This window comes from Paraburkholderia sp. RL17-347-BIC-D (assembly GCF_046027915.1).
In the GTDB taxonomy this organism is placed as follows: Bacteria; Pseudomonadota; Gammaproteobacteria; order Burkholderiales; family Burkholderiaceae; genus Paraburkholderia.
Map to the genome: position 1 here is coordinate 138,800 of NZ_JARESS010000005.1, position 23,650 is coordinate 162,449.

Below are 23,650 nucleotides of genomic sequence, written 5' to 3' on the forward strand. Positions count from 1 at the left end.
TCGACATGACTACTCAATCGACTCACACGCTTTTCAAGCCGCTGCCGGGCGTGCAAGGCGCGGCCGCCACGAACGTCGCCATCTGGTTCAACGATCAGCCGCTGTCCGTGCCGGGCGGCTGCTCGGTAGCGGCGGCCCTGCTCGCCGCAGGCGTGTCGCGGTTTCGTGCGACGCCTGTATCCGGCGCACCGCGCGGGCCTTTCTGCATGATGGGCGCGTGCTTCGAATGCCTCGTCGAGATCGACGGCATGCCGAGCCGCCAGGCCTGCATGGTCGAAGTCAAGGCCGGCATGCGAATCCGCTCGCAGGAAGGCGCGCGCGATCTGCCGCACTTCGGCGCGACTGCCGCGACCGACGCACCGCTGGAGAACGCCCATGACCGCTGATTTCGCATCCGATTTCGCTTCCGAAGCCGTCGACGTCGTCGTGGTCGGCGCCGGTCCCGCCGGCATGAGCGCGGCGACGCGCGCGGCGCGCGCCGGCCTCACGACCGTGCTGATCGACGAACAGGACGCCGTGGGCGGCCAGATCTATCGCGCCATCGGCCGCGCCGATGCGCGCCGCAAGGAGATTCTCGGGCCGGACTACGCGGCGGGTGCGGCTGTCGCCGAAGCGTTCGCCGCCTCCGGTGCGCGCCACCTGACGAACGCGAGCGTGTGGCAGGTTACTCGCGAGCGCGGCGTCAATTATCTGCAGGACGGCAAGATCGGCAGCTTCGACGCGCAACGCGTGATTCTCGCCAGCGGCGCGCTGGAGCGGCCCTTTCCGATTCCCGGCTGGACGCTGCCCGGCGTGCTGACAGCGGGCGCGGCGCAGATCCTGTTGAAGAGCGCGGGCGAAGTGCCCGCCGCGCCGCCGGTGCTCGCCGGCTGCGGGCCGCTGCTGTATCTGCTCGGCTGGCAATACGTGCGCGCCGGCGTACCGATCCGCGCGCTGGTCGACACCACGCGTCACGAAGACCGCTGGCGCGCCAAGCGTCACATGCTGGCGGCGCTGCGCGCGTGGCCGTTCCTGAGCAAAGGCTTGCAACTGATCCGCACGCTGCGCGAAGCGAACGTGCCGATCTTCGAGGCAGCCGACGATCTGCGCGTGGAAGCACGGATCGGCACGGATCATATCGAGCGCGCCGCCGCGCTTCACTTCACGACGCAAGGCACGGCGCATCGTCTCGAAGCCGATGTGATCCTGCTGCATCAGGGCGTCGTGCCGAACACGCAATTCACGCAAGCGCTGCGCGCCTCGCACCGCTGGGACGACGCACAACTGTGCTTCACGCCGAAAGTCGATGCGTGGGGCGAACTGGAGGTGCCCGGCATCTTTGTCGCGGGCGATGGCGCGGGCATCGGCGGCGCGCAGGCGGCAGCCTTGCAGGGCACGCTCGCGGGTCTCGCGGCGGCTGCGCAGCTCGGCGCGATCACGTCCGAGTCGCGCGATGCCGAAGCTCTCGCGCATCGCCGCGCGCTCGCGGGCGTCATGCGCATCCGGCCTTTTCTCGACAGCCTGTATCGTCCGCGCGACATCAACCGCATTCCGCGCGACGAGACCATCGTCTGCCGTTGCGAGGAAGTCACCGCGGGCGAGTTGCGCGAGTTCGTCGAGCTCGGCTGCGTCGGACCGAATCAGGCAAAGTCGTTCGGACGCTGCGGCATGGGTCCGTGTCAGGGACGCATGTGCGGCCTCACGGTGACGGAAGTGATCGCCGATGCGCGCCGCGTCTCGCCCGCCGAAGTCGGCTATTACCGCATCCGTCCGCCGATCAAGCCGCTCACGCTCGGAGAACTCGCCGGTGAGTGACCCGACCGACATCCAGGAAGCCGATGTCCTCGTGGTCGGCGGCGGCCTGCACGGCACGAGCAGCGCGTTCTACCTGGCGCGGCGCGGCGTGAAGGTGATCGTGCTCGAAGCCGATTATGTCGCGCGTCATTCGTCGGGCGTGAACGCGGGCGGCGTGCGCACGCTGGGCCGTCCGTTGCCTGAAATTCCGCTCGCGCTGATGTCGCGGGAAATCTGGCACGGCATGAGCGAATTGCTCGGCGAGACTGGCGGCTTCGTTGCTTCCGGTCAGTTGAAGATCGCCGAAACGGATGACGAACTCGAAGCGTGCCGCCAGCGGGTCGCGCTGCTCGAATCGCATGGATTCACGCACGAGAAGGTGATCGACCGCGAAAGCGTGCTCGAACTCGAACCGGCGCTGGCGCGGCATCTCACGGGCGGCATCTGGGTCGAGCGCGACGGTTACGCGCTGCCTTATCGAACCACGACGGCGTTCCGACTCGCCGCGCAGCGGCTCGGCGCGCGTTTTCTGGAAGGTACGCCGGTGCGCCGTATCGAGCAGCGCGGCACCAGATGGTTCGCCGTCACGCCGCATGGCACGTTCAGCGCGAACCAGCTGCTCGTCACCGCGGGCGCATGGTCCGGCGAATTGGCGAAGCAGGTCGGCGAGCCTGTGCCGGTGCATGCCGAAGGTTTGATGCTGATGGTCACGCAGCGCGTCGCGCCCTTCTGCCACGCGACGCTCGGCGCAACGGGCCGGCCGTTGTCCTTCAAGCAGTTCGACAACGGCACCGTAGTAATCGGCGGCAAACTGATCGGCATCGCGGATCTGGCGAATCGTCACGGCGAAGTCGACTTCGCCCGCCTCGTGCGCAGTGCGCGGACCGTGACCGATCTGTTTCCTCATCTGCGCAATCTCGGCGTGAACCGCGCTTGGGCCGGTGTCGAAGCTTTTACGGAAGATGAACTGCCGGTGATTTCCGCGAGCCGCCAGGCGTCGAATCTGTATTACTCGTTCGGCTATTGCGGCAGCGGCTTTCAGCTCGGGCCGGGTTGCGGCAAGCTCGTGTCCGAACTGATGCTGGGCGGCGCGCCGTCCATTTCGCTCGATGCGTTTGCCATCGATCGCTTTGGCCGCGACGCGGCGGCTTCCCGCACGGGCGCTTCGCATCTCGTGACGCACTAACCGGTTTTATTTTTTTGCTCCGTCGCGCCTTCGGTCGAAGCGCGCGGCGATTTCATTCGCGTTCAAGTGGAGAGATTGTCATGACCGATATCGTTCGTATCGAAACCAACCAACGTATGAGCCGCGTCGTCAAAGCCGGCGGCCTCGTGTTCGTCGGCGGCCAGACTTCCGCCGATCACACCGCTGACGTGAAACTCCAGACCGCGAAGGTGCTGGAAAAGATCGACGGCTATCTGGAGAAGGCCGGCATCGACAAGACGCGCCTCGTTTCCGCGCAAGTCTGGCTCGCGGACATCGCCCGCGATTTCGCAGGCATGAACGAGGTTTGGGATGCGTGGGTTCCGCAAGGTCACGCACCGGCGCGCGCGACGGTGCAAGCGAAGCTTGCCGCGCCCGAGCTGCTCGTCGAGATCGCGGTCGTGGCGCTTGGTTGAGAGGTGCCGTTAGCGCGTCCGAGGTAATCACATCTGCACTGATGTACCGCGTGCGGCGGCGCAAGTTTGCAAGCGGCCCGTCACCAAGGCACGGGCCTTCCGAGATAGTCGAGGTAGTACAAGCCGGGGCGCCCCTCATAAGCCTCGATCGTATTAACCAGGTTCGGAATGCTTTCTTCGATCGTCAGGCGCGCCGTCGGGCCGCCCATGTCTGTCCGGACCCATCCAGGCGCCATGGTCAGGAGGCTGCGCGGATAACTCGCGCTGCGCGCCGCGAAGGTACGCATGAACATATTCAGCGCGGCCTTGCTCCCTCTGTAGACTTCATAATTCGCGCTAGTAGCATTGGTGATACTGCCCTGCCCCGACGACATGACACCGATCGTTCCAGTCGGCGGGACGAGGTCTTGAAGCGCGTCAATGACCCTCATGGGACTCAGCGAGTTCGTTACCATCACCCGTATAAATTCTTCGGTCGAGACGTCCGCTATCGTTTCACCATCGTCGTTTTTGACACCGGCATTCACGAAAAGCACATCGATATGCCGACCTTCGAGGCGGGCGCGCAGAGCTGCGACCTGCTCTGGAATCGTGATATCGACAGTCTCTACTTCGAGCGCGCCAGCAGACGCTTCCGCGACGTGCCGAAGCTTATCTGTGGAGGCCGCTCGTGCGGTGGCGATGACTCGGTAGCCGCGCTTCAGATACTCCTCAACCATCGCCAGGCCAAGGCCGCGCGAGGCGCCGATCAAGAGAACGGTTTTCTGCGAAAGTGTGTTTTGCATTGGCATCCTCGATAAGCAAAGCCGCTCTCGAATCTGAACGTGACGGGAGCGATCCTCCGGGGTCAATCACGCAAACCAATGTAGCGGTTCATTGGCGATGGCGGAAGCCGCGCTGAATGCATCTAATATATGCATCGGACGCCCTATCTCACCTTGCTGACTACGATCAAGCGATGCCTGAACCGGACCTCAATCTACTTTTCGCGCTCGATGCGTTGCTGACCGAGAAAAACGTGACGCGCGCTGCCCGGTCGCTGCATCTGAGTGCCTCAGCAATGAGCCGCACGCTGACTCGCCTTCGTGCTGCGACCGGCGATCCATTGTTGGTCCGCGCCGGGCGCCATATGGTGCTGACGCCGTATGCCGAGGAGATTCGTGAGCAGACACACAATACTGTTCTTGAGGCGCGCGCCTTGCTCCATCCGTCGCCGGCGGCGACAGATTTTTCAACGTTGCGTAGAACCTTTCGGATTCGTGCCAATGAAGCTTTCGTGGAAGCCCTCGGTGCACCCTTGATTGCTGAAGTGACTGCAGTGGCGCCACTTGTGCGTTTGCACTTCTCGTCCAAATCGGAAAAGAGTGCGGAGTATCTTCGAAATGGTTCGGCCGATCTCGAGATTGGTGTCCTGGAGGAAATGGGACCTGAAATACGCGTCCGGGCATTGTTTCGAGACCGCTACGTCGCCGTTGTCAGAAAGGGGCATCCCCTCGACATGAAACAGCAAGTGACTACCGAGCAATACGCAGCGTTTGGCCACGTAGTCGCTCCGCACGGTCGCCAGATAATTGAATCTCTCGACGCTGCGGTTGCCCTGTTAGGGTTGGAACGAACGACCGTAGCGGTCGTGCCCAGCTTTCCCGCCGCGTTGGCGGTGGCGCGCGCGTCCGATCTGGTTGCGCTCCTGCCTGCATCGTTCGCGAACGCTCAGCACGCCGCGTCCGTCTACGTTTTCGAGCTTCCTGTGGCGACTGATGGCTTTACGATTTCTCAGATGTGGCATCCTCGTTTAGAATGACCCTGTTCATCGTTGGTTTCGGCAGTTGGTTCTTAGCGTGTGCCGTCAGCACGTGCCGTTCTGAACGCAAGTCGAGCTAGCGTGTCACGGCGCGGCAGCGCCTTGCCCCGTCGAGCTAGCCTCAAACGGTTTCGCTAGGGTGTTTTGAAAGGCGGCGACCCGCCAGACCCCGGACTCCTTCACAAAGACTCTGAGGCTTAGCTCCCGATGCGCGGGCAGTGTCTGCCCATCAGAATTCATGAGCCCGCTCAGCTCATTGGTGACGTGCACAAGAGCAACGTCAGGCCGAATAAATCGGATTGCCACGCTCCGAGTTTCGAGCGCTGCGTTCCTTGCCCTTGTGCTCAGAATGGCAGCCAGCCCCTTTCTAATTTCGCCCCTTCCCTTTGCCACCTCGCCGCGGACACTGACGAAGTCGGCATCCTCCGTGTACATCCGGGTGGCCGCCTCCGCATCATGGCTGTTAAAGCCCGCTGTCATCTCGGAGATCACTTCTTTGATCGCGGATTCGTCCTGAAGGCTGCTCGTGCTGTGCATGCTCGCATTTTGCGCGCAACCGATACTGAATCCGATCGCCGCAACGGCAATAAAGGATGTCGTCCACATCTGTACGTGTCGCACATTTCCCCCTGGTCGAATCTCGACGCATCACCGAGGCGCCAGTCAGCGGTCGAAAGGCGCTATTGACGACCGCGAGACTGATTGCGATTGTGCGCCCGCTATTCGTGCAACGGTGAGCTTCGCGCGGGGGCTAGGGGATTCAGCCTGATACGCCTAGTCGGGTAGCCGTGCCGCTCGTCAAAGCGCTCGAATCCGCATCGAGGTTTGCTGCTAGCATCGCTGGGCGCAACGCCGCGGTTGCCGGCGTGACTGGCGCATTTCCGTTGCATGGGGTAGCCAGGCATCCTGCAACGCGCCGACGAGGCGCTCTACCGTTCGAAGCGGGAAGGCCGCACCGTGTGCGCATCGCGACGCTAAGTACCGGGGACGACGAACCCCGGGCGGGTTGATCTGGTTGCTGTTCGACGCAGCCGCCCGAAGATCACCCGGCGGTCGACGGCGCGCCGATGGTCATACCCGCAATGCACTCCGTGTGGCCCCAGGTGAGCGTGCTTTCAGACAGGCGACGCTCACAAAAGATCACGAAGACTCCGCATCTCCGGCATTGCGCGCGGCACACAGACGCCATGCGGCCTTCGGTACAGCGACGGTCTCTGCAACGTGGCGCCACCAGCGCTCGCCGCGATGCGGCGCGCTCAGATCCAGCCGCTCGCCCATGCGGGGCGTCGACAATACGACGCCGCGAGCGAGGGCCAGGCCCGTCACCCTTTCGAACGGCTCCTGCCAGCGATGCATCGCGAGGTCGAACGTGCCGTTGTGAATCGGCACGAGCCAACGGCCGCGCAGATCGATGTGCGCCTGCACGGTTTCTTCGGGCTGCATGTGAACGTACGGCCACTGCGCGTCGTAGGCGCCCGTCTCGACCAGCGTGACGTCGAATGGCCCAAGGCGCTCGCCGATCGTCCTGAAGCCTTGGAAGTAGCCGGTGTCGCCGCTGAAGAACACACGCAGATCATCGTCGACGATCACCCACGATGCCCATAACGTGCTGTTGCCGTCGAACAGGCTGCGGCCGGAAAAATGCTGCGCGGGCGTAGCGGTGAACTGCACACCGTCGACCTCGGCGCCCTGCCACCAGTCGAACTGCCGCACCTTCGATGCGTCGATGCCCCATTCGATCAACCGGTCGCCGACGCCGAGCGGCGTCAGAAACACGCCGGTGGTCTGCGCGAGCGCGAGCACGGTTTCGCGGTCCAGGTGGTCGTAGTGGTCGTGCGACAGGATCACGCCGCGCAACGGCGGTAAATCGGCGAGCGCGATCGGCGGCGCATGGAAGCGCTTCGGGCCGAGATGCCGGAACGGCGAGGCACGTTCGGCGAACACAGGATCGGTCAGCCAGAACTGGCCGCGCAGCTTCAGCAGCATCGTCGAATGGCCGAGCCGATAGAGGCTGCGGTCGGGCGCCGCATCGAGTTGCGCACGCGTCAGCGCATCGACGGGCAACGCGTCTGTCGGCACAGTGCCGTTCGGCTTGTTGAGCAACACGTTCCACACAATGCCGAGCGTCTTGCGCAGGCCCTCGACGGGACGCGGCTTGACGTTGCGAAAGCGTTCGCCGTCGTGCTGCGGCGAGGTGCTGGACAACGTGCGACCGCGTCGCGCGGCGGTAAAGCCAAGCATGCGGCTGACAACAGCGGGAAGCGACGTCATAAGTCAGGCCATCCGTAGATAAATGTACACTAGCCAGTGTAGTTTATTTTCGAGAAAAGTAAACTGCCCGGTGTAAAATCCTTTTATGGATCCCAGTGCCACCCATCAACGCCTGACTGACCGCAAGCGGGTCGCCATCGTCGGCGCCGCGATCGAGGAATTCCTCGCGGCCGGCTACGACGCGACCAGCATGGACCGCATCGCCGCCCGCGCGAACGTCTCCAAACGTACGGTCTATAACCATTTCCCAAGCAAGGAAGCCCTTTTCGCCGCGATTCTCCATCAGTTGTGGGACGCGAGCCAGAGCGGCGACGCGCCCGCCTACCGCGCCGACGAACCGTTGCGCGCGCAGTTGCTCGACCTTTTGGGCCGCAAGCTGCGGCTCTTGAACGACGAGTCCTTTCTGTCGCTGGCACGTGTGGCGATCGCGGCCGGCATCCATTCGCCGGAGCGGGCGCGGGACATGGTCGCGCGCCTCGGCGAACGCGAGGAAGACCTGACCGTGTGGATCCGGGCGGCCGTCGCCGACGGCCGTCTCAAGACCGACAATCCGCTCTTCGCGGCGCTGCAACTGCAGGCGCTGGTGAAAGCCTTCGCCTTCTGGCCGCAGGTGACGATGGGCCAGGCGCCGCTCGGCGAACAGGAGCAAAAGCAGGTCGCGGAATCGGCCGCCGACATGTTCCTCGCGCGCTACGCATGAGCGGACCGCCGGACCGTTTTCATGTGCATAAGGGTCGGCCAAACGTCTTGTTCGAGCGTCTACAATCTGTATTTTCGACTCGTTCAAACTGTGCCGATGTCCCAAAAGATCGACTACCTCAACCCCGCTCTTCCTCCTGGCCTCCGGCGCGTGTCGATGCCCGTGGTCGACGCGACCCCGACAACGCTTGACGGATTTGGCAGGCTCGTGGCGGATCCGAGCGAGTGCCCGATCGAGATCGTGCAGTGGCCTGCAATGGGGACACGGCCCATAGACGCCGGAACCGGTGACGAGGCCGGCACTACCGAAGGCACGTTTGTGAGCGAATGGCGCGGGGACATTCTGTACGGTTCAAACGAGGCCGTGGGCGGCGACTACATTCTTGCGTACGCGACAGAGCCTGAAGCTGCCCGTGACGACAACGCCCATGCACCGGAACGGATGTTGCTTTGGCACGCGAACTACCACCCGGATGGTGGGCAACTGTTCTTTCCTCTCGACCATCGCCCGTTCTACGTTCCCTTGGCATTGCCCGGCGACGACATTGCGCCGGAGAAGTTCGTGTGCTTTCGCTTCGATGGACAGCAGGGTCTCTACATCCATCCGAACATCTGGCATGAAGGGGTGTTCGCTCTTGGCGGGGCCCAGCGGTTCTTTGACAAGCAGGGCGCCGTCCATGCACGGGTCTCTGTCGACTTTGCCCGCGAGTTCGGTTGTCTTCTCGAGGCGTCGATCGCCCGTGAGGCGCAACGGTCAGGTTGAGGCGGCAACTTGCAGCGGTAGAGCGCGGATTGTTTTGTCGTCGCCCGTGCCAAATCAATGCGACGCAGTCACTGCGCCTCTGCCCTCATACGAGCAAGCCGCGACGACGGGCAGTAGAATCGCAAGAAGCCGCGCGCGTTGACATCGCCAGGACGCAAGGCGCGGCAGTCAACCGTACCAAGGATTTCTGCAGGAAGGTCCGGCTCGCACCGACAGGTCTCGGACGCGCCCTTTCTGCCAAGGAGATCTCATGAAGGTGCTCGCCGTACATCCCAGTGGCTTGATGTACACCCGCGTGTTCCTGCGACTCGAACCGCTCGGCCTGGAGACGGTCGCGGCCGTACTCCGCGCGGCTGCGCACGAGGTCCGGTTGCTCGACCTGCAAGTCGAATCGCATCGCGATCTGGAGCGGTTGATCCGCAAATGGCGCCCTGATGCCGTGTGTTTCTCCGGCAACTACCTCGCCAATATTCCCGAAATCATCGATCTGTCGAAAGCGATCAAGGCGCAGTGGCCGGACTGCTTCGTGTTCGTGGGCGGACACAGCGCGTCGTTCACCGCAGCTGATATGCTCAAGCACGCCGACGGCGCAATCGACTGCGTGTTAAGAGGCGAAGGCGAAGCGAAGGTCGCCGAACTTCTCGACGCCGTCGCGCGCCACGCCGATCTACTGTCGATACCTGGCGTCGTGACCTGCCGCGGCGAAGGACCGCTGCCAGGCTTCGCCGAAAGCCTCGATCAGGTCCGCCCCGCGCGCGATCTGCTGCGACATCGGCGCAAATACTTCATCGGCGTGCTGGATCCGTGTGCATCGATCGAATTCGCGCGCGGCTGCCCGTGGGATTGCACGTTCTGCAGTGCGTGGACATTCTACGGACGCAGCTATCGCTCGCGCAGCCCCGAAGTGATCGCCGACGAACTGGCGTCGATTCGCGAGCCAGGCATCTTCATTGTCGACGACGTCGCCTTCGTGCATGCGGATCACGGCATGGCGATCGGCCGCGAAATCGAGCGCCGCGGCATACGTAAAAAGTACTACCTCGAGACACGCGGCGATGTGCTGTTGCGCAACAAGGAGGTTTTCGAATACTGGCGCGAGTTGGGCCTGCAATACATGTTTATCGGCATGGAGGCGATCGATGCAGAAGGCCTCAAGGCGTTTCGCAAGCGCGTCAATCTCGACAAGAACTTCGAGGCGCTCGCCTTCGCGCGCTCGCTCGGCATCACGGTCGCGATCAATCTGATCGCCGATCCCGACTGGGACCATGACCGCTTCGAAGCGATCAGGCAATGGTGTCTGGAGATTCCCGAGATCGTCAACATCAGCGTGAACACGCCTTATCCGGGTACGGAAATCTGGCTGCGCGAGCATCGTCAGTTGACGAGCCTCGACTACCGGCTCTATGACATCCAGCACGCCGTCCTGCCGACGAAGCTGCCCTTGCCCGAGTTCTACCGCGAACTGGTGCGCACGCAGCAGGTACTCAACCGCAAGCACCTTGGCTGGAGCGCACTGCGCGGCGCGGCGAGCGAAGCGGCACATTTGCTGATGCACGGGCAAACGAACTTTGTGCGGATGCTGTGGCGCTTCAACTCGGTGTTCAATCCGAACCTGCAATTGAACGACCACGCGCGCGAAGTCCGGTATTCGATGACGCCGCCCGCCGCCTCGACCGAGCACGCCAATGTCAAGGTGCTGTATGTGCACGGGCCGGCGGGACGCAAGGGCCGCAAGCTCGACGATGCAACGGAAAGCTTCGTCGACGAAACCCGCACGGGTGCGGGCTGATGTTTTGATCTAGCCGTTCTTTACAGCGGTCATACAGTCGCCGATGCGGACTTCGGGTATCCTCATTCCTGATTTGAGAATGACCACAACGAAGAGGCGACAGTGCTTGAACTATCGGTTCGTGACAAAGCAATGCTGAGTGGTGAATTGGGTGAAGGTGCAGCGCTCGCGATGCGAATAGTTGCCGCCACGGCGCATGTGATGAACGCCCAGGAACTCGTCGACGTTTCCTCCGCCCACATCGACGGGTGTCTGTATCACGGATCCGTCAGTCTCGATTTCGTCGAACGGTTTGTCGCATCCGGAACGCGGGTCGCCGTGCCGACCACGCTCAATGTCGGATCGCTCGATCTCATTCATCCAGAGCTGTATCGCGGCAAAGCGGAAATTGCGAATGCTGCCAAACGCCTGATGGAAGCGCATCTGGAACTCGGCTGCGAAGCGACCTTCACATGCGCGCCGTATCAACTCAAGCACCGCCCGCGTCTGGGCGATCAGATCGCATGGGCTGAATCGAACGCGATCGTTTTCGCCAACTCCGTGTTGGGCGCCCGTACAAGTCGCTACGGAGATTTTCTTGATCTTGCGGCGGCCATTACCGGCCGCGTGCCAAACGCCGGACTGCACGTCACCGAAAACAGGGCCGCCCGCATCGTGCTCGAAGCGCCCAGCTTCGGTGATTCCCCGCGACGCGATGCGTATTTCGCGGCACTCGGTTTTCTGCTTGGCCTCAATGCCGGCGCAACGGTGGCGGCAATCACGGGACTGCCTGTCGACACAACGGAGGACGAGCTTAAGGCTCTGGGCGCGGCAGCCGCTTCCAGTGGCTCTGTGGCGCTCTTTCACGCGGTAGGCATCACGCCGGAAGCGCCGACACTCGACGCCGCGCTGCAAGGCGGCGAACCGGAACGGACCATTGTTGTCACCGAGGCGGATCTCGTCGGCATCCATAGAAAGTGGAACGGTGCTCGTTCTAGCGAGCCACTCGCCGCGATCAGTCTGGGAACCCCGCATTTTTCGGTCGATGAGTTCCACACGCTTGGCAAGCTGTTCGAAGAACACGATGGCTCGCCACGATGCGACTTCTATGTGAATACGAGCCGTTTCGTGCTGTGGCAGATCGAAGCTGAAGGGGTCGCCCAGCAACTCGCCTCCCGCGGCGTCCAGATTGTGGTGGACACCTGCACCTACATCACTCCCGTGATGAAACAGATCAGTGGACTCGTGATGACTAACTCAGGGAAGTGGGCCCACTACGCACCTGCGAACATCGGTGTCACCGTTGCGTTTGGAAGCATGGCCGAGTGTGTTCGCTCAGCCTTCGAAGGGAGAGTTTGCATCGATGAACTGGCCGGCTAAAGCGACGACCATGATTTCACCCACTACCGTGCTTGCCGGGCAAGTACTCGTTCCGGGCCGCGCAAGCGGCCTTGCAATCGCGCTGCCTCCCCTGAGCTTCTGGGGCGGCTACGATGCCGAAAGCGGGATGATCATCGACAAGACCCATTCCGGCTACGGTCAAAGCCTGAAAGGCCGGATACTCGTGATGGCGCGAGCGCGCGGATCGAGTTCCAGCAGCAGCGTACTGGCTGAAGCGTTGCGCAACGGGACTGGCCCGAGCGGCATCATACTGGCGGAACGCGACCTGATTCTCGCCATCGGTGTGATTGCCGCCAATGAGCTCTACGCCCTCGACGTGCCAGTGGTGAGCGTCGGCGAGAACGTGTTCGCGCAGATTGCGTCTTTCACCGCAACACTGGAGATTGACGCGTGCGATGCCGCGCGGCCCGCGAGCATCTACGTCAAGGACAGTGAAGGCGAAGGACGCCGCGACGCGTAGCGGTTTCGCACAAGCCCTAGTTGTAGCCCAGGATAGCGACTGAAGCGACATCAGCCCGCTCGAGCGTATTGCCTGCTAGCCCCGAAAGCGGCGGCGTCAAAAGTGCCGCATAGGAAGAAACCAGCGCGGCAGCGTTCGAGCGTTGGCCGTTGCGATGGCCAATGTTCCTGATCTGGTGATGGAATGAACGCGGTGATGCGATGTGTACCATGACAAACTCTGTCCTAAAACAGTAAAAGAAACGGCCGACGCAAGCGCCCTATTCTGCGCGCTTCGCTTCCAACGGCGCGAACCCTGTGCTCGCTTCGATTTCGCTGACGTTCTCGGGTCTCTTAAACGGGCCTGGAGCCTCTTCGTCTGGATTGCGCCGACGTCCGATAGCCTTGAAAAATGTCTCGAGGCCGGACGGTAGAAAGAACCACACCCAGTGCAGGTCTTCGGTCCCGTCGTTGATCAATGTATGCGACTGTCGTGGTCCGAGAAAGACCGTCACGCCAGGCTCGATTCGATACTCGCGCCCCTCCACTATTGCCGTTCCCTTTCCCCGAATGAAGTGAAGTACCTCTTCAGACTCTGCATGCGCGTGCAGGCGAACGAAGCCTCCGCGTGGAACTGTCTGCGTGCCTGCCGAAAAGGGCCGCTGCATCGACACGAGGTGGGGCGCGACGTGGACCGCGGCATAGCCATTGGCGGGCACGGGCTGCCAGTAGCTCTCTTCCTCGCCCGGATACACGATCAGGAACTGGGATTTGCCGTCGCGGTCGTCAAGATTGACGCCCGAGGCCGGGCTATCGGGTGCGTCATCCGTCATTTGCGCCTCACTTGTAAGCGGGATGCACAGCAAGCCTACTATTGTGAAACAATATCCTGTATCCAAAGATGGTTCAACGCATATTTTCCCTACACCGCGAATACGGGCATTCAGGCAGGAGGTCTGGAAATGATTGAGCGAATAGGTTTCATCGGGACAGGCACCATTACGCAGGCGATCGTCACCGGCTTGGCGGCACAGCCGCGCGGTCTGCGCGAGATATGGGTCTCACCTCGTAATCACGAAACCGCTGCAGGGCTTTCACACGAACACCCGCTAGTGCACGTCGGACGCGACAACCAGGACGTCGCGGATCGGTGCACCGTGCTGTGTCTGGCAATTCGACCTCAAATTGCACGACAGGTACTGTCGGAGCTTCGGCTTGGGCCAACACACCGCGTTCTCAGCTTCGTTGCTACGTGGAATCGCGAGCGGCTGGCAGCTTTGATGCCTGATGTCGCACATATAGTGCGTCTGGCCCCCTTGCCGATGGTCGCCCAGGCAATGGGCCCGACCATCGTGTTTCCGGCCGATCCTGTCGCGATCGAGCTTTTCGCACCGCTCGGCACAGCAATAGCCGTCGACGACGAAGATGCGTTCGACAGCCTTTTCGCGTCGACCGCCTTGATGGGCAGTTTTTTCGCCATGCTCGAAAGACACGCAATCTGGCTGCAAGACAAAGGCATTGCCTACGCCGACGCGCGGACTTACCTCGCGTCGCTATTCAGCGGACTGGCGCGCACCGCCCAAACGCGGCTTGAAACCTTTGCCGATCTGTCGAAGGAATTTTCAACGCCGGGCGGTTTGAATGAGCAGATGACAGCCGATCTTGAACGCGCGGGAGCACTGGACGCTCAGCACCTCGCCCTCGATCGCGTTTTCGAACGCATCAAGAATCGCTGAACACCTGCTCGAGGGAAAAGTCCGCCGCCTTTGCAGGTCGCCGGCGTGCATTGGCGACCCGCACTTTCCGGGACGTCAGCTTTTGGCCGCTGAACTCGCGGCTTGCTCCGGCGCACTCAGCTCGCCGTCAACCAGACGCCAAACGGCCAGTGGATTGGCTTCCTTTACCGCTGCCGGCAGCAATGCATCGGGCAAATCCTGATAGCACACAGGCCGCAGGAATCGGTCGATCGCTGTCGCGCCCACCGAGGTGAACATCGAATTCGACGTGGACGGGAAGGGACCGCCGTGAACCATCGCGTGGCAGACTTCCACACCCGTCGGGAAACCATTGGCGAGGATACGTCCGGCCTTGCGCTCGAGCACCGGCAGCAGGCGCTGGGCGTCTGCATAATCGACAGCGTCGATCTGCAGAGTGACGGTAAGCTGCCCTTCCACATGTTCTGCAACCGATAGCAATTCCTCAAAGTCGCGGGCACGAATCACCACAGAAGCCGGGCCAAACATCTCTGCCTCAAGCTCGGGCGTAGCCAGCAGGCGACGTGCATCGGTCACATACAGGGCAGCCTGCGCGGCATTCGGAAGTTCGCCCGCCGACCTGCCCTCTGCCACCTTTGTCACGCCCTGAACCGCGTCGACTTTTTGCGCTCCGTCGCGGAAGGCATCGAAGATTCCGGGGGTCAACATCGTCTGGGCCGGCTTGCTTGCCAGCGCTTCGCCCGCCGCCTTGACGAAACGCTCGAGGTCCGGACTGTCGATCGCAAGCACCAACCCCGGGTTCGTGCAGAACTGTCCTGCACCTAACGTCAGCGAATCCGCGAAAGCCTTGCCGATCGCTTCAGCGCGGCTCGCGAGCGCGCCCGGGAACAGAAACACCGGGTTGATACTGCTCATTTCGGCATAGACGGGAATCGGCTCGGGTCGAGCGTTCGCGATCCGCACCAGCGCGAGACCGCCTTGACGGGAACCCGTGAAGCCAACCGCCTTGATGGCAGGATGCGCGACTAACGCTTCGCCGAGCTTGCGGCCAGCGCCGAAAAGCAGCGAAAACACGCCCTCCGGCAAGCCCTGCTCCTTGACTGCTTTCTGGATAGCGCGACCTACCAGCTCTGAGGTTCCAAGATGCGCGCCGTGTGCCTTCACGATAACCGGTGCGCCCGCTGCGAGTGCCGAAGCGGTGTCGCCTCCCGCAACCGAGAAGGCTAGCGGAAAGTTACTCGCGCCGAACACAGCGACGGGACCAACCGGCACTTTCGCGAGGCGCAGATCCGCACGCGGCAGCGGCTGCCGTTCCGGCTGGGCATGATCGATCGTGGCACCGAGGAAGTGCCCGTCCCGCACGACCTTCGCAAAAAGACGCAACTGACCGACGGTGCGGCCACGCTCGCCCTGCAGACGCGGAACGGGAAGGCCCGTCTCGGCATGGGCCCGCTCGATCAGTTCATCTCCGATACCGAGGAGGTTGTCGGCGATTGTATCGAGAAAAGCGGCGCGTTTCGCAAGGGGGACGTTCCGGAACACGTCGAAGGCTTGCGCGGCCAGAGAGGCCGCGCGCTCGACTTCCGGCGCGCCGCCCATACCAAAGGATGGCTCCGGGATCTCGGCGTCGGTGGCAGGATTGAACGCGCGCTGGCTGCCTTCGGTGCCACGCACCGCGGAAAAGCCGATAAGCATTTCGCCAGTAAGAGTCATGTCGATATCCTCAAAAGGTTCAATGGGATGGCGTGGACTACGGCGGAGTCGTGGTTCGTACAGGGACCGAAGGCCACGCCGTGAATGCCGTTGACTAGACTCGACCGCGTTATGCAAGTCACCGCACGCAGTGCAAACACCGCCGAGGTCTTGGGTCCGCCGGGCAGATAGGACAGGTTCGTTTCTGCGATGTAGTGGAACGCAATCAGCGTTGAGAAAGCAGCGCGTGGAAAAGTAGCAGCGCGCGGACGCGCACTATCAGCACTACGGATGCGCGGCGAGCTTACCGAAACGCGTTGCGGACTTGATCTGCGCTCTCAGCGTGCCAAGGGTAGACAGCACGAAGCATTGCACGCGCTGGACCAGCGGAATCAACGCGTCACCACCGCCTCGACAACCGACATGATCTGCTGCGCGGCCGTCTTGACGTGCTGCTCCAGGAGTTTGGCTCCAAGCTTCGCGTCGCGCTTCCTGCACGCCTCGACCAACGCCATGTGCTCGTCATGCGACTGTTCGCGGATCGGCACCTGCACGGCCTGAAAGCGGAAATACCGATCGCAGCGGTCATGCAGTACCCGCAACAACTGAAGCGTAATATCCCGCTGCGCAGGCAGATAGAGCGTTTCGTGCAAACGCCAGTTCAGTTGCCCCCACACGCCCGAGTCCGCCTTGTCCATTTCCTTGATAAGCCGCTCCGCCTTGCCCATCTCGGCTTCAGTGATGCGCGGGATTGCTTCCGAAAATATCCACGGTTCAAGACGTAGCCGGATGTCGAACGTCTCCTTCACCTCGCCTATCGACAGCTCAGCGACATAGGCGCCCTTGTGCGGCACATTGATCAGCAGTCCCTCTGCCGTCAGACGGGTGATAGCCTCGCGGATAGGAACACGGCTGACGCCGAGCTCTTCGGCGAGCGCCTCCTGCCGCAATACCTCACCCGGCGCCAGGTCGCCGCTCAGGATTCGCTGTCGAACCGCCGTGGTGACGAGTTCGACCGTAGTTGGCCGGACGATTTTTCGCGTGCTTTCGTCCGCGATAACTTCGCTCATCGCGGACGCCTCTTTGGTACGACGTTTGGCGGCTACCGGGGGCATGGTCAGGTTCACGTGGGGATTCAGGATACAGTGGACATGCTACCATGCTCCCGGCTTTCGGATACAAAATCCAATGACCGACGCCGCGTCACTGCAACGTTTGCCGGACCCACGCGCCGTTCTTCATCACGCCGGCGATGCGCTCACCCTGCCCGGCAAGCACGCTGATATCCGCTAGCGGATCACCATCGACGACCAGCAGATCAGCGAAGGCTCCCGCGGACACGACGCCCAGACGTCCCTGCTGTCCGACGATCTCGGCACCTACGGCGGTGGCCTGGCAGATCGTCTCGAAAGCACCGAGAATGGCTGAACGGATCGTCAGTTCATCGCTTTGATACTCGTGCATGTCGCCCAGCAGGTCGGTGCCAAGACCCATTTTCACGCCGTTGCGTTTGAGCAGTTCAAGCGCCTTCAGGCCCTGGATACGAACATTCTCGTTTTTCGCGAGCGCGCTTTCCGCCACACCCGCTTTTGCACCGACCTTGTTCATTGCGTCATAGGTCACGAGCGTGGGCACCGCAAACGCTCCAAACTCCGCCATCACGGCCGCCGCCTCGTCGTCGATCAGGTTGCCGTGCTCGATCGTGCGCACACCGAGTTTCACGACGCGAGCAATCGCCTTCCCTGTGTAGGCATGTGCCATGACATAGGTCTGGTGCGACGCGGCTTCCTCGACGATGGCCTTGACCTCGTCGACGGAAAATTGCAGGTTGCCGATCGGATCCGTCGGCGACGCAACGCCACCCGACGCCATGATCTTGATGTGATGCGCGCCGGCGCGCATCTCTTCCCGCACGGCCTTGCGAACGTCGTCCACGCCATCGACGATGCGTCCGATTGCCCCGAGATTGCGATGGCAGCCGCAAGGATCAGGATCGGAGTTGTCGAAGCGCTCGCGAAAGTCGCCGTGACCGCCCGTCTGCGAGAGCGCCTTGCCGGCCACGAACAGCCGCGGCCCGGCGATCACGCCTTCCTCGATGGCACGCGAGAGCGCGTAGTCGGCGCCGCCCGCATCCCGCACCGTGGTGAATCCCCGGTTGAGCATACCGCTCAGGATAGGTACCGCCCGCAAGACGGCGAAGGTATTCGGCAAACGCCCGTTGTTACCAAGGTGCGCCACCGAGGCAATGACGTGCGCGTGGCAATCGATCATGCCAGGCATGACTGTCTTGCCACCGACGTCAATGACCTGCGCGCCATTTATCGACACCGGCTCGCGGGTCACTTCCTTGATGACATCCCCGTCCACGACAATCGAATAACGGGCCGTGTCGTTTTCGTGATTCACGTCCAGGACACGTGCGTTCTTCAGGATCAACATTTCGATTCCTCAACTGATAGTTGAGCGGCCCACGGGCCGCGGTAGATCATTTCAGCAGAAAGCCTTTGGCGAGCGGATCACGGTCATCGACAAAGATCGTGTTGTGTCCCGTCACCCGCGCCCACCCTTCGATGCTCGGAATAATCGCGTCGAGTTCACCGACCCTGGTCGCTTCTTCCGGCACACCAGTGAAGAGCGTGCCGATAATGCTTTCGTGAACAAAACGCTCGCCGATCTTGAGTTTGCCCTTGCCGACCAGTTGTGCCATACGGGCGGAAGTCCCGGTGCCGCAGGGTGACCGGTCGATCGCCTTGTCACCGTAGAACACCGCATTGCGTGCGCTTGCCCCTTCGACCGTGGGTTCGCCTGTCCACATCACGTGGCTTAGACCACGGATTTCCGCCTTGTCTGGGTGAACGAACAGGTACTTCTCGTTCGCTGCCTGGCGCAGGATCGGACTCAGACGCTGGATATCCGAAGGCTTGAGTGTATGGAGGCCACCAAAGTTTTGCTGCGGTTCGACGATCGCGTAGAAATTTCCGCCGTAGGCGACATCGAAGCGGATTTCGCCGAGCCCCTCGACTTCAACTGTCAGGTCCGTCGAGTGAAGGAATGACGGAACATTGATGAGTTGCACCGAGTCGACGTTGTCTCCGTCCATCTTGTAGCGCGCAACCACGAGACCGGCCGGCGTGTCCAGACGCAGCACACCCGGTTCACGCGGACGCACCAGACCGTGCTCGATGGCCGTTGTCACCGTCCCAATGGTGCCGTGGCCACACATGGGCAGACAGCCGCTGACCTCGATAAACAGGATGGCGACGTCACAATCGGAACGGGTCGGCGGATAGAGGATACTGCCCGACATCACTTCATGGCCCCGAGGTTCGAACATGAGCGATGTCCGGATCCAGTCGAACTCGCGCTCAAAATGCGCGCGTCGCTCGATCATGTTCGCGCCTTCCAGCCGCGGTGCACCTCCTGCGACGACGCGGACCGGATTGCCGCACGTATGTCCGTCGATGCAAAAGAATGTCGATTTCATAGCCCTGCTCCATCCAGAATGACCTGCAAAAAGTGGCCCGGTCCAGGCCCGTGCGCATTACTTCGACAGGGCGCGCACGTCGGCGAGCGTCTTCTCCACGATTGCAACGACCCTCCGGCGTTCTTCGCCTTCGAGCTTCAGTCGCGGAGCCTTGACGGCTTCCGAGTAACCCGCCGTGATGTTCTCCGCCAGCTTGATGTACTGAACGAGTTTCACATGCGTATCCAGGTGGAACAGGTCGATCAGTACACGGTACAGCTTGCGGGCCGATTCATAGTCGCCGGCAATCGCCAGATTCAGTAGCTCGACCGATTCCTTCGGAACCGCGTTAGCCATGCCCGAGACCCAGCACTTCGCGCCCAGGGCAGCCGACTCGAGCACCAGATCGTCGACACCGCACACGACTGCAAGCCGATCGCCGAAGCGGCCGATCAGATCGGTGACGCGCGTCGTGTCATACGATTCTTCCTTGATGGCTTCGATCGTCGGCTCTTCGAGCAACTGTGCCACCAGGTCCGGCGTGAGGTCCACGCCGTAGCCACGCGGGTTGTTATAGAGCAGGATGGACAGCGTCGACGCTTGCGCGATCGTCTTATAGAAGGCGACGGTTTCACGCGGGTCGGACTTGTACGTCAGTCCCGGGAAGACCATCAGGCCTTGAACGCCCAGCGCTTGCGCTTCTTTCGCGTATTGGACCGCGTTTGCCGTATTGGTTTCGGCGAGACCGGCGATCACCGGCACGCGGCCGTTCACGACCTCAACCGCAAGCTTGATCACCGTGCGCTTCTCTTCCGGCGTGAGTTGGGCGTTCTCACCGACCATACCCATCATGACGACGCCACCGACGCCGTTCTCGATGAGGCGATTCAGACCCGCCTTGATGGCTTCGTGATCGAGGGAACCGTCGTCCTTCAGCTTCGTCGTGACAGCGGGGAATACACCTTTCCAGTTGACTTGCATGGCTACACCTTTTCAAAAAATGATAATCAGAGGCGGGATGTCCCGCGGGTCGATCGAGGTCGCGGGGGCCCCGTTAATTCCGGAAGCGGCTGATCGAGTACGGATCGAGGCCGATTCCAGGTGTTCGATTGGCAAGCAGGTCGGCAACCAGCGCACCTGTCGTTGCCGATTGTGTCAGCCCGAGATGACCGTGGCCGAACGCATAGATGACGGACGGCGAGCGTGGCGACCGGCCAATGACGGGCAACGAGTCGGGCGTGGCTGGCCGGTGCCCCATCCATTTCACGGCGCCCTGGTCGTTGATGCCGGGCAGGAAGCGCTTGCCGAGCGCGAGCAGCGCGTCACTGCGCTTGTAGTTGGGTGGCGCGTTGAGGCCGGCGAACTCCGCCGCGCCGCCAATGCGCACACCGATATCCAGCGGGGTGGCGACAAACTTGCGTTCGGCGAAAATCACTTCGCGTGACAGGCTGATGCCATGCGCGGGAAGCGTCGTGTTGTAACCGCGTTCGCTGTCCAGCAGGACGCGGTCGCCGATCGATCCGGCCAGCGCGGCGGACCATGCACCCGTCGCCACGACGAGGCGGCGTCCCTTCACCCGTTCACCGGTCTCGGTGACCGCTGCCGGCGCAAGCTCGTCAGCGAGATCGAGCGCCTTGACGGTGCCGACGACAAACGTGGCGCCGAGTTGCTTCACGCGCTCACGCAGTTGGGTCACGAGACGCTTCGGGTCACCGATGTGCGACCAGTCGTCGAGAAATACGCCGTGGCGGAAAACCGGCGCGAGCGACGGCTCGCAATCGCGAACCTCGTCGGCCGACATGGCATGCCAGCGCACGCCCAGATCCCGCTTGAATTCCCATTCATGCTGATCCGCGGCGAAGGCTTCGTCGCTTTCGTAGACCGTCAAGGCGCCGCGGCGATAGAAACTGTCCATCGCGCCGATGTCCTCGAACATCGGGACGATGTCGTCATAGACACGATTGTTCAGTTTGGCGAGAGCCAGCGAGATTTCGCGGAAACGGTCCTTGTTGCCCGAGCGCTGAAACTCCATGAACCAGGGCAACGCGCTCGGCACATGTTTCCAGTCGAGCGCCAGCGGCCCCAGCGGATCGAATAGCCACTTCAGCGCCTTCATGTACAACCCGTTCACTGAAATGGGCGTGCTCTCCGTCACGGCTATACCGCCCGCGTTTCCGTGCGACGTACGGTCGCCTTCGAAGTCGCGGTCGATGACGGTGACGCTCGCGCCGTCGCGCAGTGCGGACCACGCACAGGCGAGACCGACGATTCCGCTACCGATAACCACGACGTCGGGAGTCGTCCGGGAGTGTTGAGCTTGCTGAGTCATTTCCGTGAGTCGAGGTATTGCATGAGTGGACGGCAGACTCGCCGTCCGCCGTTGCTTCAGTTACTTGGATCCGAGTACCGTGATCGGCTTCCACTGTCCGTTTTCACACTTGTAGACGGTGATGATTGCGTCGCGCAGATCACCGAACTTGTCGTAGGCGAAGTGCTCACTCGTGACACCCTTCATGTCAGTCTTCGCGAGCACCGGCAGGTAGACGGCCGGGTCCGACGAATTGGCCTTCTGCATCGCCTGCATCATGGCCATCGCGCCGTCGTACGTGTACGGCGCATAGGTTGTCGGTTCAGTGCCGAACTTGCTCTTGTAGCGTTGCGTGAAGCCCGCGCCACCCGGCATCTTCTCCAGCGGCAGCCCCGCGAGCGAGACAATCGCACCGTCCGCAGCCGTCCCGGCGATCTTGATGAAATCTTCCGTCTTCGACATTTCACCCGAGGCAAACGTTGCCTTCATTGCCAGCGAGCGCGCCTGCTTGACCAGCGGCGCGGACTGCGCATCGGCCCCTGCGTAGTAGATGAAATCAGGATTCTTCGACTTGATGCCGGTGAGAATGGCCTTGAAGTCGACGGCCTTGTCGGACGTGAACTGATGATCGATGATGTTGCCGCCAGCCGCCTTCACTGCCGTCTCGAACTGCTCCGCAAGACCCTGGCCGTATGCCGTGCGGTCATCAATGATCGCAATACGCTTCGCATGGAGTGTCTCGACGACGTACTTGCCCATCACACTGCCCTGCTGCGTATCCGACGTCATCATCCGGAACGTAGTCTTGAAGCCCTGGCGCGTATAGGCGGGCGCGGTTGCCGTCGAAATCTGCGGAATGCCTGCGCGTGAATAGATCGCCGAAGCGGGAATCGTCACGCCGGAGTTGAAGTGACCGAGCATGCCCTTGATGCCGTCATCGACCAGCTTCTGGGCGACGACCGTGCCCGTCTTCGGGTCCGCCTGGTCGTCGAGCGCCTCCAGCACGAACTTCGTTTCCTTGCCGTCGACCTTGGGCTTCGTGGCATTGAAGTCGTCAATGGCGAGCTGCACACCCGATTCAAAATCCTTGCCGTACTGCGCCTGCGCGCCAGTCATCGGAGCGGCCAGACCCAGCTTGACCGTTTGTGTTTCGGCGGCCTGGGCGGCTCCGAGGGACAGGACGAGGAATCCCGAAGCAGCGGCTGCAAAAGCGATCGTGCGAACTTTCATACCAGTCTCCTTACTACCCGTAAAGCCGCGTTGGGTTCGCCGCAGCACATTATATTGGATCCAATATACAAATATTCTGCGTATGATGCGCCCCTTCAGCGGGTCTGTCAAATGCGTCCGAAAATTGGCGGAGCGCGATGACGGCCGCCCCGCCCCAGGTCCTACACCTGTTCCATGAAGTCAGGATCCTCGAGCCCGCGCAGCCTGTGAACCTGATCTTCGAGCGGCGAAACCGCCAGTTGTGCGAACACCAGCGCCAGTCCCATATCAGCATGGTCATACAGCCCAGCTTCGCCAAGCAGATTCATTGTGCCCAGCGTGACGCCGTTCTTGCGCACGGGGATGTTCAGCACGCTCTCACACCCGATCGACCACAACACCTCGTACTCTGAAAACACCGCCTTGATATCCTCGCGCGATGAACCGACAAAGATCTCACCGCGGCGAAGCACCTGGTCGGACCAGCGGCTTTGCGTCACTCGCTTGAGCCCACCTACCGGATTGATATCCAGGCGATTGCTATGCAGACGTCCCAGCCGGCTCGACGCCTCGTCATACGCCAGCACCGTGAAGAGTCGCTGTCCGAATACCTCCGTGAGGGAGCGCTCGAACTCGGACCATATGCTGTCGGCGTCGCCGCCTTTCTGTTGAATCGCGGCCAGACGCTCGATCGCCTGAAAATTGTGTGCGTGGTTTGTGTTCGTCACG

Annotated in this window: 24 protein-coding genes; 11 read left to right on the forward strand and 13 right to left on the reverse strand. The window is 61.9% G+C overall.

Annotated features, from left to right (window positions below):
• The first annotated feature begins 5 nt into the window (after nucleotides 1–5).
• The 4 genes from P0D96_RS09420 (at nucleotide 6) to P0D96_RS09435 (ending at nucleotide 3,393) form a co-directional block, all read left to right on the forward strand.
• Entirely contained in the window at nucleotides 6–386 is a 381-nt protein-coding gene (locus P0D96_RS09420) for a (2Fe-2S)-binding protein (RefSeq protein WP_408286686.1), read from the forward strand.
• Nucleotides 376–1,794: an FAD-dependent oxidoreductase gene (locus P0D96_RS09425; RefSeq protein ID WP_408313136.1), complete on the forward strand. Its 1,419-nt coding sequence runs from the start codon at nucleotides 376–378 to the stop codon at nucleotides 1,792–1,794. Before P0D96_RS09420 ends, P0D96_RS09425 begins: the two co-directional genes overlap by 11 nt.
• A complete protein-coding gene (locus tag P0D96_RS09430; protein WP_408313138.1) occupies nucleotides 1,787–2,959 on the forward strand; it encodes an NAD(P)/FAD-dependent oxidoreductase in 1,173 nt (390 codons plus the stop codon). The genes P0D96_RS09425 and P0D96_RS09430 overlap by 8 nt, the downstream gene beginning before the upstream one ends.
• 80 nt (nucleotides 2,960–3,039) lie before the next feature.
• Nucleotides 3,040–3,393: a RidA family protein gene (locus P0D96_RS09435; protein ID WP_408175489.1), complete on the forward strand. Its 354-nt coding sequence runs from the start codon at nucleotides 3,040–3,042 to the stop codon at nucleotides 3,391–3,393.
• A gap of 80 nt (nucleotides 3,394–3,473) precedes the next feature.
• Here the strand turns inward: P0D96_RS09435 and P0D96_RS09440 are convergent, their stop codons facing one another.
• Nucleotides 3,474–4,178, reverse strand: a complete 705-nt coding sequence (locus P0D96_RS09440) for an SDR family NAD(P)-dependent oxidoreductase (RefSeq protein WP_408313141.1) — start codon at nucleotides 4,176–4,178, stop codon at nucleotides 3,474–3,476.
• Between the two features lie 173 nt (nucleotides 4,179–4,351).
• On the opposite strand from P0D96_RS09440, the gene P0D96_RS09445 reads away from it, so the two are divergent.
• Nucleotides 4,352–5,194, forward strand: coding sequence for a LysR family transcriptional regulator (locus tag P0D96_RS09445; RefSeq protein ID WP_408313144.1), 843 nt, complete (start codon nucleotides 4,352–4,354; stop codon nucleotides 5,192–5,194).
• Between the two features lie 84 nt (nucleotides 5,195–5,278).
• Here the strand turns inward: P0D96_RS09445 and P0D96_RS09450 are convergent, their stop codons facing one another.
• Nucleotides 5,279–5,800: an SgcJ/EcaC family oxidoreductase gene (locus P0D96_RS09450; protein WP_408313146.1), complete on the reverse strand. Its 522-nt coding sequence runs from the start codon at nucleotides 5,798–5,800 to the stop codon at nucleotides 5,279–5,281.
• A 534-nt stretch (nucleotides 5,801–6,334) separates the two neighbouring features.
• Nucleotides 6,335–7,465 carry an MBL fold metallo-hydrolase gene (locus P0D96_RS09455; RefSeq protein WP_408313149.1) on the reverse strand — a complete coding sequence of 377 codons (1,131 nt, stop codon included), beginning with the start codon at nucleotides 7,463–7,465 and terminating at the stop codon, nucleotides 6,335–6,337.
• 85 nt (nucleotides 7,466–7,550) lie between these two features.
• Here P0D96_RS09455 and P0D96_RS09460 point away from each other — a divergent pair, with 85 nt between their 5' ends.
• The 5 genes from P0D96_RS09460 (at nucleotide 7,551) to P0D96_RS09480 (ending at nucleotide 12,556) form a co-directional block, all read left to right on the forward strand.
• A complete protein-coding gene (locus P0D96_RS09460; RefSeq protein WP_408286694.1) occupies nucleotides 7,551–8,165 on the forward strand; it encodes a TetR/AcrR family transcriptional regulator in 615 nt (204 codons plus the stop codon).
• A gap of 96 nt (nucleotides 8,166–8,261) precedes the next feature.
• Nucleotides 8,262–8,927, forward strand: coding sequence for an ureidoglycolate lyase (locus tag P0D96_RS09465; protein ID WP_408313151.1), 666 nt, complete (start codon nucleotides 8,262–8,264; stop codon nucleotides 8,925–8,927).
• A 250-nt stretch (nucleotides 8,928–9,177) separates the two neighbouring features.
• The gene (gene hpnR / locus P0D96_RS09470) at nucleotides 9,178–10,716 is read left to right on the forward strand and encodes a hopanoid C-3 methylase HpnR (RefSeq protein WP_132374715.1); all 1,539 of its coding nucleotides are present in this window, start codon (nucleotides 9,178–9,180) and stop codon (nucleotides 10,714–10,716) included.
• 102 nt (nucleotides 10,717–10,818) lie between these two features.
• Entirely contained in the window at nucleotides 10,819–12,075 is a 1,257-nt protein-coding gene (locus tag P0D96_RS09475; protein ID WP_408286700.1) for an aconitase X, read from the forward strand.
• A gap of 10 nt (nucleotides 12,076–12,085) precedes the next feature.
• On the forward strand, nucleotides 12,086–12,556 hold the full coding sequence (locus P0D96_RS09480) for an aconitase X swivel domain-containing protein (RefSeq protein WP_408286701.1): 471 nt from the start codon (nucleotides 12,086–12,088) through the stop codon (nucleotides 12,554–12,556).
• Between the two features lie 16 nt (nucleotides 12,557–12,572).
• Here P0D96_RS09480 and P0D96_RS09485 read toward each other — a convergent pair whose 3' ends face one another.
• Together P0D96_RS09485 and P0D96_RS09490 are read right to left on the reverse strand one after the other, a co-directional pair.
• Nucleotides 12,573–12,767 carry a hypothetical protein gene (locus P0D96_RS09485; RefSeq protein ID WP_408286703.1) on the reverse strand — a complete coding sequence of 65 codons (195 nt, stop codon included), beginning with the start codon at nucleotides 12,765–12,767 and terminating at the stop codon, nucleotides 12,573–12,575.
• Nucleotides 12,768–12,815: 48 nt separating this feature from the next.
• Complete coding sequence (locus P0D96_RS09490) at nucleotides 12,816–13,202, reverse strand: cupin domain-containing protein (protein WP_408286704.1); 387 nt, start codon at nucleotides 13,200–13,202, stop codon at nucleotides 12,816–12,818.
• Between P0D96_RS09490 and P0D96_RS09495 the strand changes: the two genes are divergently transcribed.
• The gene (locus tag P0D96_RS09495) at nucleotides 13,110–14,270 is read left to right on the forward strand and encodes a pyrroline-5-carboxylate reductase (protein ID WP_408286705.1); all 1,161 of its coding nucleotides are present in this window, start codon (nucleotides 13,110–13,112) and stop codon (nucleotides 14,268–14,270) included. The two genes, P0D96_RS09490 and P0D96_RS09495, sit on opposite strands and share 93 nt — an antisense overlap.
• Before the next feature lie 75 nt (nucleotides 14,271–14,345).
• Here P0D96_RS09495 and P0D96_RS09500 read toward each other — a convergent pair whose 3' ends face one another.
• The 8 genes from P0D96_RS09500 to P0D96_RS09535 all read right to left on the reverse strand — a co-directional run bounded on the left by P0D96_RS09500 (nucleotide 14,346) and on the right by P0D96_RS09535 (nucleotide 23,649).
• Nucleotides 14,346–15,962: an aldehyde dehydrogenase (NADP(+)) gene (locus P0D96_RS09500; RefSeq protein ID WP_408313155.1), complete on the reverse strand. Its 1,617-nt coding sequence runs from the start codon at nucleotides 15,960–15,962 to the stop codon at nucleotides 14,346–14,348.
• 371 nt (nucleotides 15,963–16,333) lie between these two features.
• A complete protein-coding gene (locus P0D96_RS09505) occupies nucleotides 16,334–17,011 on the reverse strand; it encodes a GntR family transcriptional regulator (RefSeq protein ID WP_243658260.1) in 678 nt (225 codons plus the stop codon).
• 133 nt (nucleotides 17,012–17,144) lie between these two features.
• A complete protein-coding gene (locus P0D96_RS09510) occupies nucleotides 17,145–18,380 on the reverse strand; it encodes a metal-dependent hydrolase family protein (protein ID WP_132374721.1) in 1,236 nt (411 codons plus the stop codon).
• 46 nt (nucleotides 18,381–18,426) lie between these two features.
• Entirely contained in the window at nucleotides 18,427–19,425 is a 999-nt protein-coding gene (locus P0D96_RS09515; protein WP_132374722.1) for a 4-hydroxyproline epimerase, read from the reverse strand.
• A 57-nt stretch (nucleotides 19,426–19,482) separates the two neighbouring features.
• Nucleotides 19,483–20,385: a dihydrodipicolinate synthase family protein gene (locus P0D96_RS09520; protein ID WP_132374723.1), complete on the reverse strand. Its 903-nt coding sequence runs from the start codon at nucleotides 20,383–20,385 to the stop codon at nucleotides 19,483–19,485.
• A 73-nt stretch (nucleotides 20,386–20,458) separates the two neighbouring features.
• Complete coding sequence (locus tag P0D96_RS09525) at nucleotides 20,459–21,733, reverse strand: NAD(P)/FAD-dependent oxidoreductase (protein WP_408175507.1); 1,275 nt, start codon at nucleotides 21,731–21,733, stop codon at nucleotides 20,459–20,461.
• 60 nt (nucleotides 21,734–21,793) lie between these two features.
• Nucleotides 21,794–22,942 (reverse strand): branched-chain amino acid ABC transporter substrate-binding protein, encoded by a 1,149-nt coding sequence (locus tag P0D96_RS09530; protein ID WP_132374725.1) that lies wholly within the window; start codon nucleotides 22,940–22,942, stop codon nucleotides 21,794–21,796.
• Nucleotides 22,943–23,103: 161 nt separating this feature from the next.
• Entirely contained in the window at nucleotides 23,104–23,649 is a 546-nt protein-coding gene (locus P0D96_RS09535) for a GAF domain-containing protein (RefSeq protein WP_408175508.1), read from the reverse strand.
• Nucleotide 23,650 lies beyond the last annotated feature (1 nt).